Here is a 13,428-nt window from a genome sequence, read left to right as displayed (position 1 = left end):
GACGGGGTGGTGGGCGCTGACGGGCTCGAACCGCCGACCCTCTCGGTGTAAACGAGATGCTCTACCAACTGAGCTAAGCGCCCCCTCGCGGGGTTCGCCTCCCCTGCCAAAGCAGGCGGCGATCCGCAAGGGGGCATGGGGATCCGATCAGGCGGGATCGGCCTTGCGTGCGGCGACCATGTAATTGCGCATCGCCTCGCTGGCGCGCGGTGCCAGCGCCATGAAGGCGCGGCGGCGGTCGACCGGGTCTGGGTGGCGGACGAACAACCCCATGTCCGACATCTTGGCGATCCAGCGCAGCGCGGTGGTCGGCGCGACGCCGGCGGCGATGCACAGGCTGGAGACACTGACCCGCGTTCCCTCCAGCTCGGCGGCGAACAGGTCGAGCAGCATGTCCCAGGCCGGATCCTCGAACAATCCGTCGCCGATGAACTGGCCGAAGAATTTGGCGCGCAGGCGGCGCAGCTGGATCATGTGGCGAACCTCCTGCGCGCTGACCGCGTGTGTGCGGACGGCGGGTTCGCTTTCGAAACCGCGGCGGCGGTCGGCGATCTCGCGCGGCATGGCCGATGCCGGTGCGGGGCCGGCGAGGCCGGCGAGCAGCCGGGCGATGTGCGCGACCTCGTCGTTGAGGCGCTGGAGCCGCTCCCGGTCGTTCTCCTCGTGCAACGTGTCGTGGAGCATCGGTGGGTGCACACTGGCAGCGGCGGCGAGCGCGATCACGCGGTCGGCCGGTGTCGGATCGCACAGCAGGACCGCGTGGCTGCCGAGGACGTGGGCGGCGACGAGATCGATCTGGTCGGCAGAGAGCGCGATCACCGCCGACACCGCCGCCTGTTCGACATAGCGTGCGATCCGCGGTAGCTCGGCATCCAGCACGTCGGCCGGCACGCCCGCGGTGTCGCATACGATCACCGGCCAGGTCGCCAGTCGCAGCAGCGTCGCGGCCACCTCGCCCCAATCGATCCGTTGCAGCAGGCGACCGCCCGCCAGCCGGATCGCCGCCTCCGCCTCGGCGGCCGATATGTCCGCCGCGATCAGCAGCATCGGCCGGCCCGCCATCGTATATGCCCCTGCCGAACCGATCGGCTCGTCCCCCGCCGGGTCGCCGCTTCGGCGCCCGCGCAGCATCGTATGTCCCATGGCCGCAGGATAAGGCGTGGCGGGGAAGGTGCGCCCCCTGTTACCTCCATTTCGGGACTGATGCAGGTTTGCGCCATGAACCCCGCAGCATATCATCTCCGAAACGGACCTACCATCGCTATGGCGCGCGCCCCGTTCAATCGAGCGACTTGACGATCTCTTCCACCATCTTTTTGGCGTCGGCGAGCAGCATCATCGTATTGTCCATGTAGAAGACGTCGTTGTCGACGCCGGCATAGCCGACACCGCCCATCGAGCGCTTCACGAACAGCACCGTCTTCGCCTTTTCGACGTCGAGCACCGGCATGCCGTAGATCGGCGAGGTCTTGTCGGTCTTGGCCGCGGGATTGGTGACGTCGTTGGCGCCGATGACGAAGGCGACGTCGGTCTGCGCGAATTCGGAGTTGATATCCTCCAGCTCGAACACCTCGTCATAGGGGACGTTCGCTTCGGCGAGCAGCACGTTCATATGCCCGGGCATGCGGCCTGCGACGGGGTGGATCGCATATTTGACGCGGACGCCATGCTCTTTCAGCTTGTCCGCCATCTCGCGCAGCACGTGCTGCGCCTGCGCCACCGCCATGCCGTAGCCGGGGACGATGACGACCTGTTCGGCCTGGCTCATCAGGAAGGCGGCGTCCTCGGCGGAGCCGCGCTTCCACGGACGGTCGACCTTGGCGCCGTCGCCGCCCCCGCCGCCGCTCTCCGCGCCGAAGCCCCCGGCGATGACGCTGATGAAGCTGCGATTCATCGCACGGCACATGATGTAGCTGAGGATCGCGCCCGACGATCCGACCAGCGCGCCGGTGATGATCATCGCGCTGTTATGCAGCGTGAAGCCCATCGCCGCCGCCGCCCAGCCCGAATAGGAGTTCAGCATGCTGACTACGACCGGCATGTCGGCGCCGCCGATCGGGATGATGAGCAGGAAGCCGATCGCGAAGGAGAGGATCGTGATCGTCCAGAACACCCAGGGGCTCTGATCCTGCGTGAAATACGCCACCAGCAGCAGGATCGCGGCGAGGACGCCCAGGTTGATGACGTGGCGGCCGGGCAGCATGATCGGCTTGCCGCCCATGTTGCCGTTCAGCTTCAGGAAGGCGATGACGCTGCCCGAGAAAGTGATCGCGCCGATCGCGACGCCGAGGCCCATCTCGATCCGGCTGACCTGATGGATCGCGGCGAACGGCTGGCCGATCATCGGAATGACCATGTCGGCGATGCCGAAGGCGACCGGGTTCAGATAGGCGGCGCACGCGACCAGCACCGCCGCCAGGCCGACGAGGCTGTGGAAAGCGGCGACGAGCTGCGGCATCGCGGTCATCGCGATGCGGCGGGCGGTGGTGATGCCGATGACTGCGCCGATGCCGATTGCGGCGAGGATTTCGAGAACGGTGACGAGGTCGATCCGCGCGAACAACGGCCCCGTCGAGGCGACTACGCCCGAGGCGTCGGTCAGCACCAGTCCCACCGCCTGCAACGGCACGTGCGTCACCAGCGTCGTCACCACGGCGATGGTCATGCCGATCATGCCGAAGCGGTTGCCGCGCTGGCTGGAGGTCGGCGACGACAGGCCGCGCAGCGCGAGGATGAAGCACACCCCGGCGATCAGATAGGCGAGCGCCGCGAACGAGCTGCCGGCGGTTGCGTGTTCCATCCTGTCCCCCTGTCCGTCATCCCAGCGAACGCTGGGATCTTTCTCCGCGGGCATATTCCCGTGGCATGAGACCCCAGCCTGCGCTGGGGTGACGCATTAGTGTTTCGTCGTTCAGTGCTTGGCCGGTGCCGGCCGGTCCTTCTTCTTGTACATGGCGAGCATGCGGCTGGTGACCGCGAAGCCGCCGAAGATGTTGATGCTGGCGAGCACCACGCCGAGCAGCCCCAGCCATTTCGACGAGGCACTGCCCGCCGCCGCGCCGGCGATCAGCGCGCCGACGATGATGACCGAGGAAATCGCGTTGGTCACCGCCATCAACGGCGTATGCAGCGCCGGGGTGACGGACCAGACGACGTAATAGCCGACGAAGCAGGCCATCACGAAGATCGACAGGATCGCAACGAAGTCCATCACCGTCTCCTTTATGCTGCAAGCCGCCGCGGCTGCGGCACCGTGCGGCCCATCTCCTCAGCCGCTTCGAGCCAGCAACGCACCGCGTCATACGCATTGTCCAATGCCTCCTGCGGCGTCTCGCCGTCGGATCGACAGCCCGGCAGTTCCGGTACGATCGCTGCGAATCCGCCGCCGTCGCTGTGAGTCAGCGGCACGATATCGACTTCGTAATCCTGAGGGTTCATGCGTGCTGCTCCCGGACCGCGTCCACAAACCTGACCAGTTCGCGGATATAGACGGGCTTGATCGGTCGATGCGCCGGTATGGTCAGGATCAGCGGCATCGACGGATGTTTCACCTTGTAATGTGACCCCTTCCGCGGCGGCGTGCAAGCGATGCCGAAGGCGTCACACACCCTTTCGATGTCTGCGATGCGCCAGTCGCGCGGCACGTGCCGCATGCGTTCGAGAAGCGCATCCGCATCCACCGTCAGGCGAGCAGCCGCGCGTTGACGACCTGGCCCTGGCTGGTCAGCCGCACGGCATCGCCGATCTCGGCGTCCAGCACCGGGCGGCCCTGTTCCTTGTCCCAGAAGGTCGAGAGGAAATTGTAGAGGTTGCGGCTGAACAGCGCCGAAGCATCGGCGGGCAGGCGGCCGGCGACGTTGCGATGGCCGACGATCCTGACGCCGTGCCGTTCGACGATCTCGCCTGCGACTGCGCCCTCGACATTGCCGCCCTGTTCGACCGCCAGGTCGACGATGACGCTGCCCGGTTTCATGCTGGCGACCTGCGCGTCGCTGATGAGGCGCGGCGCGGGGCGGCCGGGGATCAGCGCGGTGGTGATGACGATGTCCTGCTTGGCGATATGGGCGGACACCAGCTCGGCCTGCGCCGCCTTGTAGGCGTCGCTCATCTCGCCGGCATAGCCGCCTGCCCCCTCGCCCTCGATGCCCGCGACATTCTCGACGAAGATCGGCTTGGCACCGAGGCTCTGGATCTGTTCGCGCGTCGCCGAGCGCACATCGGTGGCGGACACCTGCGCGCCCAGCCGCCGCGCGGTGGCGATCGCCTGCAATCCGGCGACGCCGACGCCCATCACGAACGCCTTGGCGGCGGAGACGGTGCCGGCCGCGGTCATCATCATCGGAAAGGCGCGGCCATATTCCGCCGCGGCGTCCAGCACCGCCTTGTAGCCGGCGAGGTTGGATTGCGAGGACAGGATGTCCATCGACTGCGCGCGGGTGATGCGCGGCATGAACTCCATCGCCAGCGCCTCATAGCCCGCCGCGGCATAGGCATCGACGCGGGCACGCTCGCCGAAGGGATTGAGCCCGGCGACGATCCAGGCGCCCTGCGCCGCACCGGCGAGGCTGGCCGGATCGGGCCCCTGCACGCCGAGCACGATATCCGCGCCGGCCAGCGTCGCCGTGCGATCGCCGACGGCGGCGCCGGCATCGGCATAGGCCTGATCGGCGTAGGTGGCGGCGCTTCCCGCCCCCGCCTCGACCGCGACGCTGGCGCCCAGCGCGGCGAATTTCTTTACGGTTTCGGGCGTGGCGGCCACGCGCCTCTCGCCGTCGGCATGTTCCTTGAGGACGGCGATCTTCATGTCCGCGCTTACGCGATCAGCCAGATCACGAACAGGGCGATGATCGCGCAGGCGACCGTGCCCCATTTCATCATGGCGGTCACGCTCGAATAGGTCGCCACATGCGCCTTCATGTCACCGTTGCCGGCCATCATCCAACCCCTGCTTGCGTCAGGCATGCGCCATCGTTGGCGGATACCTGCCCGCAAAGCCGCGCCGCCGTCAAGGCAAGCGATCCGTGTCGCCGCTTAAGTCCGCCTTTACCGGCGCGCTGTATCACCTGCCCCGAACCGGGACGGGAATAATTATGACGCGCAATGGCCAGCGGCTGCTTCTGCTGATCGACGACGAACCCGCGCAGCGCCGGCTGGTGTCCGCGCTGGCGGCCCGCGCCGGCTGGCGATCGATCTTCGCCGCCGACGGCGAGATGGCGCTGGCGCAGCTCGGCACGCAGGACGGGATGCAGCTGGATGCCATCCTGCTCGACCATTGGACGCCCGATGCCGATGCGGCGCCGCTGATCGCCGAATTGCGCGAGCGGCGCCCTGCCCTCCCCATCCTGATGCTGACCGCCAACGGCTCGGTGGCGCATGCGGTGGCGGCGATGCGGGCGGGCGCGACCGATTTCCTGGTCAAGCCGCTGGCGCCGGAACGGCTGCTCGCCGCGCTGGAGGCGGCGGTCGCCGGCACCGCGGCGGGGGAATTGCGACCGCTGACCGAGAAGATCCCGGCGCTGCTCGCCTTCGACGAGATCGTCGGGTCGTCGCCCGATTTCCGCGCGGCGCTGGCGATCGCGGCCAAGGCGGCGCGGGCGCGGGTGCCGGTGCTGGTCGAGGGCGAGAGCGGCGTCGGCAAGGAAGTGGTCGCCGATGCGATCCACGCCGCCAGCCCGCGCGCCAAGAAGGCGATGGTGACGGTGAATTGCGGCGCCATCCCCGCCAACCTCGTCGAATCGGAATTGTTCGGGCACGAGAAGGGCGCGTTCACCGGCGCCTTCGAACGCAAGATCGGCAAGTTCGCCGATGCCGACGGCGGCACCATCCTGCTCGACGAGATCGGCGAGATGCCGCTCGAGACGCAGGTCAAGTTGCTGCGCGTGCTGCAATCGGGCGAAATCCAGCCGATCGGCGCGCGCCATGCCCGCGAGGTGGACGTGCGCGTGATCGCCGCGACCAACAAGAAGCTGCTCGAAGAGGTGGAGGCGGGCCGGTTCCGCGAGGACCTGTTCTACCGGCTGAACGTGGTGCAGGTGACGATCCCGCCCTTGCGCGAGCGGCTGGGCGACGTGCCGGCGCTGGCCCGGCACCTGCTCGCCCGGATCGCGCAGCAGCCGGGGCTGCGGTCGCTCGGCATCACCGACGATGCGCTGGCGCTGCTGGTGCAATATGACTGGCCGGGCAACGTCCGCCAGTTGCAGAACGCGCTGTTCCGCGCGGCGGTGCTGTGCGAGGGCGCGGCGCTGACCCGCGCCGATTTCCCGCAGATCGCCGCGCTGGGCGACCGCCGGCCCGGGCTGGTCGGATCGACGCCCGCGTCGGGCGCCGGCGTCACCCTGTTCCGGCCGGACGGCAACCTGCGCCCGCTCGAGGACATCGAGGCGGATGTTATCCGCCTCGCCATCGGTCACTATCGCGGGCGGATGACCGAGGTCGCACGGCGGCTGGGGATCGGCCGCTCGACGCTGTACCGCAAGCTGGGCGAACTCGGCATCGACAACGCGGCCGCCTGACGCCGCTACCAGAGGATCCCCTTCACCGGCTTCAGCGGCGGCGGCGCTTCGTCGCCGATCGACTGGAGCAGATCGATCTCGATCGTCCGGCACATCGCCGACAGCGGCAGGTCGTGGACGGTGTTGGCGAACGGATCGACCAGATCGTCGCCGATCGCCAGCACGGCGAGGAACATCAGGCCGGCGAGCGTCGAGCCGAGCGGCGTCGCGAAGCCCAGCGTCTCGACCAGGCCGATCGGCAGCAGCACGCAGAAGATGTGCACGAACAGCGAGGGGAGGAAGCGGTACTGGTTGGGCAGCGGCGTGTTCTTCAGCCGCTCCATGCCGCCTTGCGAATTGGCGATATCGACCAGCACCGATTCCATCTGCGTCTGCTGGATGGTGTCGATCCAGCCCTGGCGGCGCGCATCGTCGATGCGGCGGCCGGTGCCGTCGAGCAGGCCGTTGGCGATGTTGGTGCGCGCGAGCGACGGCGTCGCCTCGCCATGCGAAAGGTAGCGCAGCACCTCGTCATCGACCGGCTGGCGCCGCAACTGGCAGCGCAGCGCGTTCACATAGGCGATCTGGCGCAGGACGATCGTGCGCTTCAGATCGAGCGCCTCGGCGGGCAGGAAATTGCGCGCTTCGCGGCTGAGGTTGCGCGAGGCGTTGATCATCAGGCCCCATAGCGAGCGCCCTTCCCACCAGCGTTCGTAGGCGGAATTGCTGCGGAAGCCGAGGAACAGCGCCAGCACCGAGCCGAATAGGGTGAGCGGCAGCGACGGCGCCTTGAACGGCAGCACGTAATAGGTGACGGTGACCGCGACGTCCCAGACGAACAGGATGGTGAGTGGCTTCCAGACCTCTGAGATGATCTGGCGCAGGCGGGGGGTGGAACTGACGATCATGTTGCCTCTTTGTCGGACCGCGATGTAGCCGCTCAACTTATCCGTCGCGCGATTGCTGCGTTGCAAAACGTTGCCGTTCCGGACTTTATCCCCGGGACGGCGTACTTATCCGCCGACCAGCGCGCGGTCGCGCAGGCCGCGCCATATCTTCAGCGCCTGGACGGTGGCCGCGACATCGTGGACGCGGAGCAGCTGCACGCCCGCCTCCGCTCCCTTGAGGGCAAGGGCGAGGCTGCCGCCGAGGCGGGCCGTCACCGGCGCCTCGTTGTCGAGGGCGCCGATCATCCGCTTGCGGCTCGCGCCGAGCATGATCGGGCAGCCGAGGCCGTGGAAGATCGCCAGCCCGTTGATGAGCGCGAGATTTTCGGCGAGCGTCTTGCCGAAGCCGATGCCGGGATCGACGATGATCCGCCCGTGCTCGATCCCCGCCGCGGTGACGGCGGCGATGCGCGCCTCCAGCCAGTCGAACACCTCGGTCAGCACGTCGCGATAGCCGGTGCGGGCGTGGCCGCCCTCCCTGGGATCGGGCGAGTGCATCAGGACGACGGGGCAGCCGGCGCGCGCCACCACCTCCAGCGCGCGATCGTCCCACAGCAGGGCGGAGACGTCGTTGACGAGGCTGGCGCCGGCGGCGAGCGCCGCCTCCATCACCGCTGCCTTGCGCGTGTCGATCGAGACGGGGGTGCCGCTGCGGGCGAGCCGTTCGGTGACGGGGACGATGCGGGCGATCTCGTCGCCCTCCCACACCTGCGCCGCGCCCGGCCGTGTCGATTCGCCGCCGAGATCGACCAGCGCCGCGCCGGCCGCCGCCATGTCGACCCCTGCGGCGGCGGCGGCGTGCGGATCGGCGTGGTGCCGGCCGCCGTCGGAGAAGCTGTCGGGCGTGACGTTGAGGATGCCGGCGACCAGCGGCTGGTCGAGGCGGAGGATGCGCTCGCCCAGGTGCAGCGGCGCGCGCGGTGCGGTGATCGCGGCGTGGAGGGCCTGGGCGCGGTCGCCGAGCGTGGCGACGTCCGTGACGGGCACGGTGCGGCGGCGGCCGTCCGCGATCACCTCATAGGCGGCGAACCATTGCAGGCCGCCGGCGAGGCGCGCGACCGTTTCGTCGGCGTGGGTGACGGGCGTGTCGACGAACTGGACGGGGCGCAGGTGGAGGCTCATCGCCGGTGTGTCCCCGGTTGGGTCCAACATGGCAAGGCTTCAATCCTCTCCGGAACGGGGGGGTGGCAGCGAAGCTGACGGAGGGGGGCTCTCCACAGGCGATCTCGCTTGTGGAGAGCCCCCTCCACCACGCCTTCGGCGCGGTCCCCCTCCCCGTGCCGGGGAGGATTTTAGGGTTGGGTCGCCAGCAGGTAGGTCTGGCGCAGCGTGTCGATGGGCTGGAGCTTGCCTTCCCCGTCGTGGTGCCAGAAGGTCCAGCCGTTGCACGCGGGGGCGCCTTGCAGCGTGGCGCCCAGTTTGTGGATCGAGCCGGCGGCGCCGCAGTCGGACAGCAGGCTGCCGTCGGCGCGGACGGTGACGCGGAAGCGGCGCTTGGCGTCGGTGAGCACCGCGCCGGGCGTCAGATACCCGTTCTCGACCAGCACACCGAAGGCGACCTTGGGCTGCTGGCGGGGGCTCTGCATCGTCGACAGGGCCGATTCGTCGAGGGGGAGCGCCGCGGCGATCCGTTCCTGCGCGGCCTCGATATAGTCGCCCTCGCGCTCGATACCGATCCAGCGGCGCCCCAGGCGCTTGGCGACGGCACCCGTCGTGCCGGTGCCGAAGAAGGGATCGACCACCACGTCGCCCGGCTTGGTGCAGGCAAGCAGGATGCGATACAGCAGCGCCTCGGGCTTCTGGGTCGGGTGGACCTTCACCCCGCCCTTCTTGAGCCGTTCCTGCCCGCCGCAGATCGGGAATTCCCAGTCCGAGCGCATCTGCAACTCGTCGTTGAGCGTCTTCATGCTGCGGTAGTTGAAGGTGTATTTGGCGCCTTCGCCCTTCGCCGCCCAGATCAGCGTTTCATGCGCATTGGTGAAGCGGGTGCCGCGGAAATTGGGCATCGGATTGGCCTTGCGCCAGACGATGTCGTTGAGGATCCAATAGCCGAGGTCCTGCACCGCCGCGCCGACGCGGAAGATGTTGTGATAGCTGCCGATCACCCAAATCGTGCCGTCATCCTTGAGGATGCGGTGCGCTTCCGCGAGCCAGGCGCGGGTGAAGGCGTCGTAGGCGGCGAAGGTGTCGAACTTGTCCCAATCGTCGGTGACCGCGTCGACATGGCTGCCGTCGGGCCGGAACAGCTCGCCGCCGAGCTGGAGGTTATAGGGCGGATCGGCGAAGACCATGTCGACCGACTTGTCGGGCAGCGCCCGCATCATCGCGATACAGTCGCCGCGCAGGATCGTGTCGAGCGGCAGCACCGGCGCCGATGCCGGCGTCAGTCCATCCTTGCCCGCCGCGACCCGCGGCTGCCTGACCTTCTCGATAACCGACATCATGTCCCCCTTGCCCGCCTATTCGCGCCAAACACCGGACTCGCGTCAAGTCGGCAATGGTTAACGAGGGGAATTGCGATCGGGTTAACGCGGCCTGCCATGCCCTCTTGCGCGCAAGATATTGGGAGGCCGATTCGCGGGCTGCCCCCAGCCTTGGGGGTGTGACTCAAAAGACTCATGCCGGCGATTGGTGCGGGCCGACCGGGTGGAACAGCGGACCGGCGGCCGCATCTGGCGTGATTCGGGCAAAGGCGGCGGCGACGGGGGCGAAGCTGCGGCGGTGGATCGGGGTCGGGCCGTGTTCGGCGAGGGCGGCGAGATGGTGCTTGCAGCCATAGCCCTTGTTCGAATGCCAATGGTATTGCGGCCAGGTGGCGGCATGATCGAGCATCAGCGCATCGCGCGTATGCTTGGCGACGACCGAGGCGGCGGCGATCGACAGGCTGTGCGCATCGCCCGACACGATGGCGGTGGCGGGCCAGGACCAGCGCGGCAGGCGATTGCCGTCGACCAGCACATGGCCGGGATCGCAGCCCAGCTTCGCGACCAGCGCATCGACGGCGAGCGTCATCGCCTTCATCGTCGCCCAATAGATGTTGAGCTTGTCGATCTCGGCCGGCTCGACCACGCCGAGGCCCCAGACGGCGCGGGTCTGGATGAGACCGCACAGGCGCGCCCGCTCGGCGGCGGAAAGCTTCTTAGAATCGTCGATGCCGCGCGGAATGCCCCTGGCGGGCAGCACGACCGCGGCGGCGACCACCGGCCCGGCGAGCGGCCCCCGCCCCGCCTCGTCCACCCCGGCGACGGGGGGCAGGCAGGTCTTTTCGTGCTTCAGGCCGGGCATCGGGCGGTCAGTGCGGCAAAGGGCGTAACGCCCAGCGTGTGTCCCATGGGGCCATGCCCTGCGCCAAGGCCGGGGGCCGCGGCAAGCGCCGCCTGCACGTATGCGATGGCCCGCCCCACGGCGTCGGTGAGGTCCAGCCCTTCGGCAAGGCCGGTCGCGATGCCGCTGGCGAGCGTGCAGCCGGTACCATGGCTGTGGCGGGTGACGATGCGCGGATGGGTCCAGACCGTCTCCGTCCCGTCGGCGGCGATCAACCGATCCTCGATCCGGTCGCCGTCGGCATGGCCGCCCTTGACCAGCAACGCCGCGCCCTTCGCGCGCACCGCCGCCTCCCCGCCGAGCGCGGAGAGTTCGGGCAGGTTGGGCGTGACGACCGCGGCGCATGCCATCAACCGGTCGAAGGCGGAGATCGTCGCTGCGTCGGCCAGCACCGAGCCGCTGGTCGCGACCATGACGGGATCGAAGACGATCGGCACGTCGAGCGCCTCGAGCAGGTCGGCGACCGCCTGCGCGGTGGCGGCGGAGCCGATCATGCCGATCTTCACCGCATCGACGCCGAGATCGTCGATCACGCTCGTCATCTGCGCGACGACCATGTCTGCGGGGATCGCATGCACCGCCTGCACGCCCAGCGTATTCTGCGCGGTGATCGCGGTGATCGCGGTCATGGCGTGGCCGCCGAGCATGGTGACGGTCTTGATATCCGCCTGGATCCCGGCGCCGCCGCCCGAATCGGACCCGGCGATGATGAGGACGCGGGGGATCATGGGCGGGTCCGGAAGTTGGCGAAGTTTACACTACGTGCGCGTCGGAATCGCCCTTTGCAGGGGGTTCGGGCGTCTGCGGTGGCGGGGGTTTGGCTGGTGGGGTGAGCCATGGTTTCCTCCATGGCACAAAGCGGGGGGCGTAGGACAGAGGGCTGATTGTTCGCGCGAAGACGCGAAGGCGCGAAGAGGTTGCGCCCGCGGCAGGTGCGCGCCTTCATCCCCGCGTCTTAACGTTGGGGCGTTGGAGAGAGCTGCCGCGGCAACGGGCGAGCGCTCTTTGCGTCTTCGCGTCTTTGCGTGAACCCGTCTTCGTCATCCCGGCGGAGGCCGGGATGACGGGGGAGTGAGCTTCAGCTTTGGAAGCGGCGCCGGGTGTCCGCCGGGTGCGCCTTCAGCGTCTTGGCCGTGCGGGTCGGGCGGTCGAGGAGTTCGCCGCCGCAATGGGGGCAGCGTTCGTCGAGGTCGTCGGCGCAGGTTGTGCAGAAGGTGCATTCGAGCGAGCAGATGAACGCGCCGGGGCTGTCGGCGGGCAGGTCGGCGCCGCAGCGTTCGCAGTCGGGGCGCATCGCCAGCATCAGGCGGCCGCCTCGCGCACCGCGTCGCAGATGCGGTCGACCAGCGTCTCGACCTGGCGGGCGTCGTCGCCTTCCGCCATCACCCGGATCACCGGTTCGGTGCCGGAGGGGCGGATGACGAGGCGGCCGGTGCCGGCGAGTTCCGCCTCGGCAGCGGCGATCACCTGCTTGACCGACTCCGCTTCGAGCGGCTTGCCGCCCGAGAAGCGGACGTTCTTGAGCAATTGCGGCAGCGGCTCGAAGCGGTGCAGCACCTCGCTGGCCGGCGCGCCCGCGCGCTTCAGTTCGGCGAGCACCTGTAGCGCGGCGACGAGGCCGTCGCCGGTGGTGCCATAGTCCGACAGGATGATGTGGCCCGATTGTTCGCCGCCGACATTGTAGCCCGATCCGCGCATCTTTTCGAGCACGTAGCGGTCGCCGACCGCGGTGCGGACGAGGCCGAGGCCCTGCGAGCGCAGGTGCCGTTCGAGGCCGAGGTTGGACATGACGGTGGCGACGAGGCCGCCGCCCGCCAGCCGCCCGGCGCGTGCCCAGCCCGCCGCGATCGTCGCCATCAGCTGGTCGCCGTCGACCACCCGGCCCTTTTCGTCGACGACGATCAGCCGGTCGGCATCGCCATCCAGCGCGATGCCGATGTCGGCGCCCGACGCGACCACCGTTTCCGACAGCGTCTGCGGCGCGGTGGAGCCGACGCCGGCGTTGATGTTGGTGCCGTTGGGGGTGACGCCGATCGCGACCACGTCGGCGCCGAGTTCCCACAGCGCCGCGGGCGCGACCTTGTAGGCGGCACCGTTGGCGCAATCGATGACGATGCGCAGGCCGTCGAGCCGCAGGTTTTCGGGAAAGGTAGCCTTGGCGAAGTGGATGTAGCGGCCCTGCGCGTCGTCGATGCGGCGGGCGCGGCCGATCTGCGCCGATGGCGCGAGCGGCACGTCGCCCGAATCGGCGCCGTCGATCAGCTGTTCGATGGTGAGTTCGGCATCGTCCGACAATTTGTAGCCGTCCGGCCCGAACAGCTTGATGCCGTTGTCGGCGAAGGGATTGTGGCTGGCCGAAATCATCACGCCGATGTCGGCGCGCATCGACTGGGTGAGCATCGCCACCGCCGGCGTCGGCAGCGGGCCGACCATGACGACGTCCATGCCGACGCTGGTGAAGCCCGCAACCAGCGCCGATTCGAGCATATAGCCCGACAGGCGCGTATCCTTGCCGATCAGCACCCGGTGCTTGTGGTCGCCGCGCTGGAAATAGGCGCCGGCCGCCATGCCGACCTTCATCGCCATCGCGGCGGTCATCGCGCCCGCATTGGTGGCGCCGCGAATGCCGTCGGTGCCGAAATATTTCCTTGCCATTGCGTGCGATC

The 13,428-nt window shown here is 68.7% G+C and carries 15 protein-coding genes and 1 tRNA gene; 1 reads left to right on the top strand and 15 read right to left on the bottom strand.

Translation table 11 applies throughout. The features are described from left to right. Nucleotides 1–7: 7 nt before the first annotated feature. The 8 genes from ACTZQ5_RS10885 to ACTZQ5_RS10850 form a co-directional block, all read right to left on the bottom strand. Nucleotides 8–83, bottom strand: a tRNA-Val gene (locus tag ACTZQ5_RS10885). A 64-nt stretch (nt 84–147) separates the two neighbouring features. Continuing rightward, on the bottom strand, nt 148–1,143 hold the full coding sequence (locus tag ACTZQ5_RS10880) for a MarR family winged helix-turn-helix transcriptional regulator (protein ID WP_443585211.1): 996 nt from the start codon (nt 1,141–1,143) through the stop codon (nt 148–150). Between the two features lie 136 nt (nt 1,144–1,279). Beyond that, complete coding sequence (locus tag ACTZQ5_RS10875) at nt 1,280–2,800, bottom strand: NAD(P)(+) transhydrogenase (Re/Si-specific) subunit beta (protein WP_443585210.1); 1,521 nt, start codon at nt 2,798–2,800, stop codon at nt 1,280–1,282. 111 nt (nt 2,801–2,911) lie between these two features. Then, nucleotides 2,912–3,211 carry an NAD(P) transhydrogenase subunit alpha part 2 gene (locus ACTZQ5_RS10870; protein WP_254289026.1) on the bottom strand — a complete coding sequence of 100 codons (300 nt, stop codon included), beginning with the start codon at nt 3,209–3,211 and terminating at the stop codon, nt 2,912–2,914. Nucleotides 3,212–3,222: 11 nt separating this feature from the next. Then, nucleotides 3,223–3,438 carry a type II toxin-antitoxin system HicB family antitoxin gene (locus tag ACTZQ5_RS10865; RefSeq protein WP_443585209.1) on the bottom strand — a complete coding sequence of 72 codons (216 nt, stop codon included), beginning with the start codon at nt 3,436–3,438 and terminating at the stop codon, nt 3,223–3,225. Continuing rightward, complete coding sequence (locus tag ACTZQ5_RS10860) at nt 3,435–3,680, bottom strand: type II toxin-antitoxin system HicA family toxin (protein ID WP_443585208.1); 246 nt, start codon at nt 3,678–3,680, stop codon at nt 3,435–3,437. The genes ACTZQ5_RS10865 and ACTZQ5_RS10860 overlap by 4 nt, the downstream gene beginning before the upstream one ends. Before the next feature lie 2 nt (nt 3,681–3,682). Next, entirely contained in the window at nt 3,683–4,804 is a 1,122-nt protein-coding gene (locus ACTZQ5_RS10855; protein ID WP_443585207.1) for an NAD(P) transhydrogenase subunit alpha, read from the bottom strand. Nucleotides 4,805–4,812: 8 nt separating this feature from the next. Next, nucleotides 4,813–4,962 (bottom strand): aa3-type cytochrome c oxidase subunit IV, encoded by a 150-nt coding sequence (locus ACTZQ5_RS10850; protein WP_443585206.1) that lies wholly within the window; start codon nt 4,960–4,962, stop codon nt 4,813–4,815. Between the two features lie 128 nt (nt 4,963–5,090). Here ACTZQ5_RS10850 and ACTZQ5_RS10845 point away from each other — a divergent pair, with 128 nt between their 5' ends. Continuing rightward, entirely contained in the window at nt 5,091–6,512 is a 1,422-nt protein-coding gene (locus ACTZQ5_RS10845; protein WP_443585339.1) for a sigma-54-dependent transcriptional regulator, read from the top strand. 5 nt (nt 6,513–6,517) lie between these two features. Here the strand turns inward: ACTZQ5_RS10845 and ACTZQ5_RS10840 are convergent, their stop codons facing one another. The 7 genes from ACTZQ5_RS10840 to glmM form a co-directional block, all read right to left on the bottom strand. Continuing rightward, on the bottom strand, nt 6,518–7,399 hold the full coding sequence (locus ACTZQ5_RS10840) for a bestrophin family protein (protein WP_443585205.1): 882 nt from the start codon (nt 7,397–7,399) through the stop codon (nt 6,518–6,520). Between the two features lie 105 nt (nt 7,400–7,504). Next, nucleotides 7,505–8,560 carry a dihydropteroate synthase gene (folP, locus tag ACTZQ5_RS10835; protein WP_443585204.1) on the bottom strand — a complete coding sequence of 352 codons (1,056 nt, stop codon included), beginning with the start codon at nt 8,558–8,560 and terminating at the stop codon, nt 7,505–7,507. Between the two features lie 170 nt (nt 8,561–8,730). Continuing rightward, a complete protein-coding gene (locus ACTZQ5_RS10830; protein ID WP_443585203.1) occupies nt 8,731–9,879 on the bottom strand; it encodes a site-specific DNA-methyltransferase in 1,149 nt (382 codons plus the stop codon). 175 nt (nt 9,880–10,054) lie between these two features. Continuing rightward, nucleotides 10,055–10,723 carry a ribonuclease HII gene (gene rnhB, locus ACTZQ5_RS10825; protein ID WP_443585202.1) on the bottom strand — a complete coding sequence of 223 codons (669 nt, stop codon included), beginning with the start codon at nt 10,721–10,723 and terminating at the stop codon, nt 10,055–10,057. Next, nucleotides 10,711–11,490, bottom strand: a complete 780-nt coding sequence (gene thiD, locus ACTZQ5_RS10820; RefSeq protein ID WP_443585201.1) for a bifunctional hydroxymethylpyrimidine kinase/phosphomethylpyrimidine kinase — start codon at nt 11,488–11,490, stop codon at nt 10,711–10,713. Before thiD ends, rnhB begins: the two co-directional genes overlap by 13 nt. A 350-nt stretch (nt 11,491–11,840) precedes the next feature. Continuing rightward, a complete protein-coding gene (locus tag ACTZQ5_RS10815; protein ID WP_443585200.1) occupies nt 11,841–12,065 on the bottom strand; it encodes a DUF1272 domain-containing protein in 225 nt (74 codons plus the stop codon). Further along, nucleotides 12,065–13,417 (bottom strand): phosphoglucosamine mutase, encoded by a 1,353-nt coding sequence (gene glmM / locus ACTZQ5_RS10810; protein ID WP_443585199.1) that lies wholly within the window; start codon nt 13,415–13,417, stop codon nt 12,065–12,067. The genes ACTZQ5_RS10815 and glmM overlap by 1 nt, the downstream gene beginning before the upstream one ends. Between the last annotated feature and the right edge of the window lie 11 nt (nt 13,418–13,428).

The organism is Sphingomonas cellulosilytica, from assembly GCF_052321755.1.
GTDB lineage: Bacteria > Pseudomonadota > Alphaproteobacteria > Sphingomonadales > Sphingomonadaceae > Sphingomonas.
This window is presented reverse-complemented; position numbering and strand designations above follow the sequence as displayed.

Excerpts from the sequence above, each read along its gene's own strand:
- ACTZQ5_RS10880 (WP_443585211.1), bottom strand. The coding sequence starts at position 1,143 with ATGGGACATACGATGCTGCGCGGGCGCCGAAGCGGCGACCCGGCGGGG.
- ACTZQ5_RS10875 (WP_443585210.1), bottom strand. The coding sequence starts at position 2,800 with ATGGAACACGCAACCGCCGGCAGCTCGTTCGCGGCGCTCGCCTATCTG.
- ACTZQ5_RS10870 (WP_254289026.1), bottom strand. The coding sequence starts at position 3,211 with ATGGACTTCGTTGCGATCCTGTCGATCTTCGTGATGGCCTGCTTCGTC.
- ACTZQ5_RS10865 (WP_443585209.1), bottom strand. The coding sequence starts at position 3,438 with ATGAACCCTCAGGATTACGAAGTCGATATCGTGCCGCTGACTCACAGC.
- ACTZQ5_RS10855 (WP_443585207.1), bottom strand. The coding sequence starts at position 4,804 with ATGAAGATCGCCGTCCTCAAGGAACATGCCGACGGCGAGAGGCGCGTG.
- ACTZQ5_RS10850 (WP_443585206.1), bottom strand. The coding sequence starts at position 4,962 with ATGCCTGACGCAAGCAGGGGTTGGATGATGGCCGGCAACGGTGACATG.
- ACTZQ5_RS10845 (WP_443585339.1), top strand. The coding sequence starts at position 5,091 with ATGACGCGCAATGGCCAGCGGCTGCTTCTGCTGATCGACGACGAACCC.
- ACTZQ5_RS10840 (WP_443585205.1), bottom strand. The coding sequence starts at position 7,399 with ATGATCGTCAGTTCCACCCCCCGCCTGCGCCAGATCATCTCAGAGGTC.
- folP (WP_443585204.1), bottom strand. The coding sequence starts at position 8,560 with ATGAGCCTCCACCTGCGCCCCGTCCAGTTCGTCGACACGCCCGTCACC.
- ACTZQ5_RS10830 (WP_443585203.1), bottom strand. The coding sequence starts at position 9,879 with ATGTCGGTTATCGAGAAGGTCAGGCAGCCGCGGGTCGCGGCGGGCAAG.
- rnhB (WP_443585202.1), bottom strand. The coding sequence starts at position 10,723 with ATGCCCGGCCTGAAGCACGAAAAGACCTGCCTGCCCCCCGTCGCCGGG.
- thiD (WP_443585201.1), bottom strand. The coding sequence starts at position 11,490 with ATGATCCCCCGCGTCCTCATCATCGCCGGGTCCGATTCGGGCGGCGGC.
- ACTZQ5_RS10815 (WP_443585200.1), bottom strand. The coding sequence starts at position 12,065 with ATGCTGGCGATGCGCCCCGACTGCGAACGCTGCGGCGCCGACCTGCCC.
- glmM (WP_443585199.1), bottom strand. The coding sequence starts at position 13,417 with ATGGCAAGGAAATATTTCGGCACCGACGGCATTCGCGGCGCCACCAAT.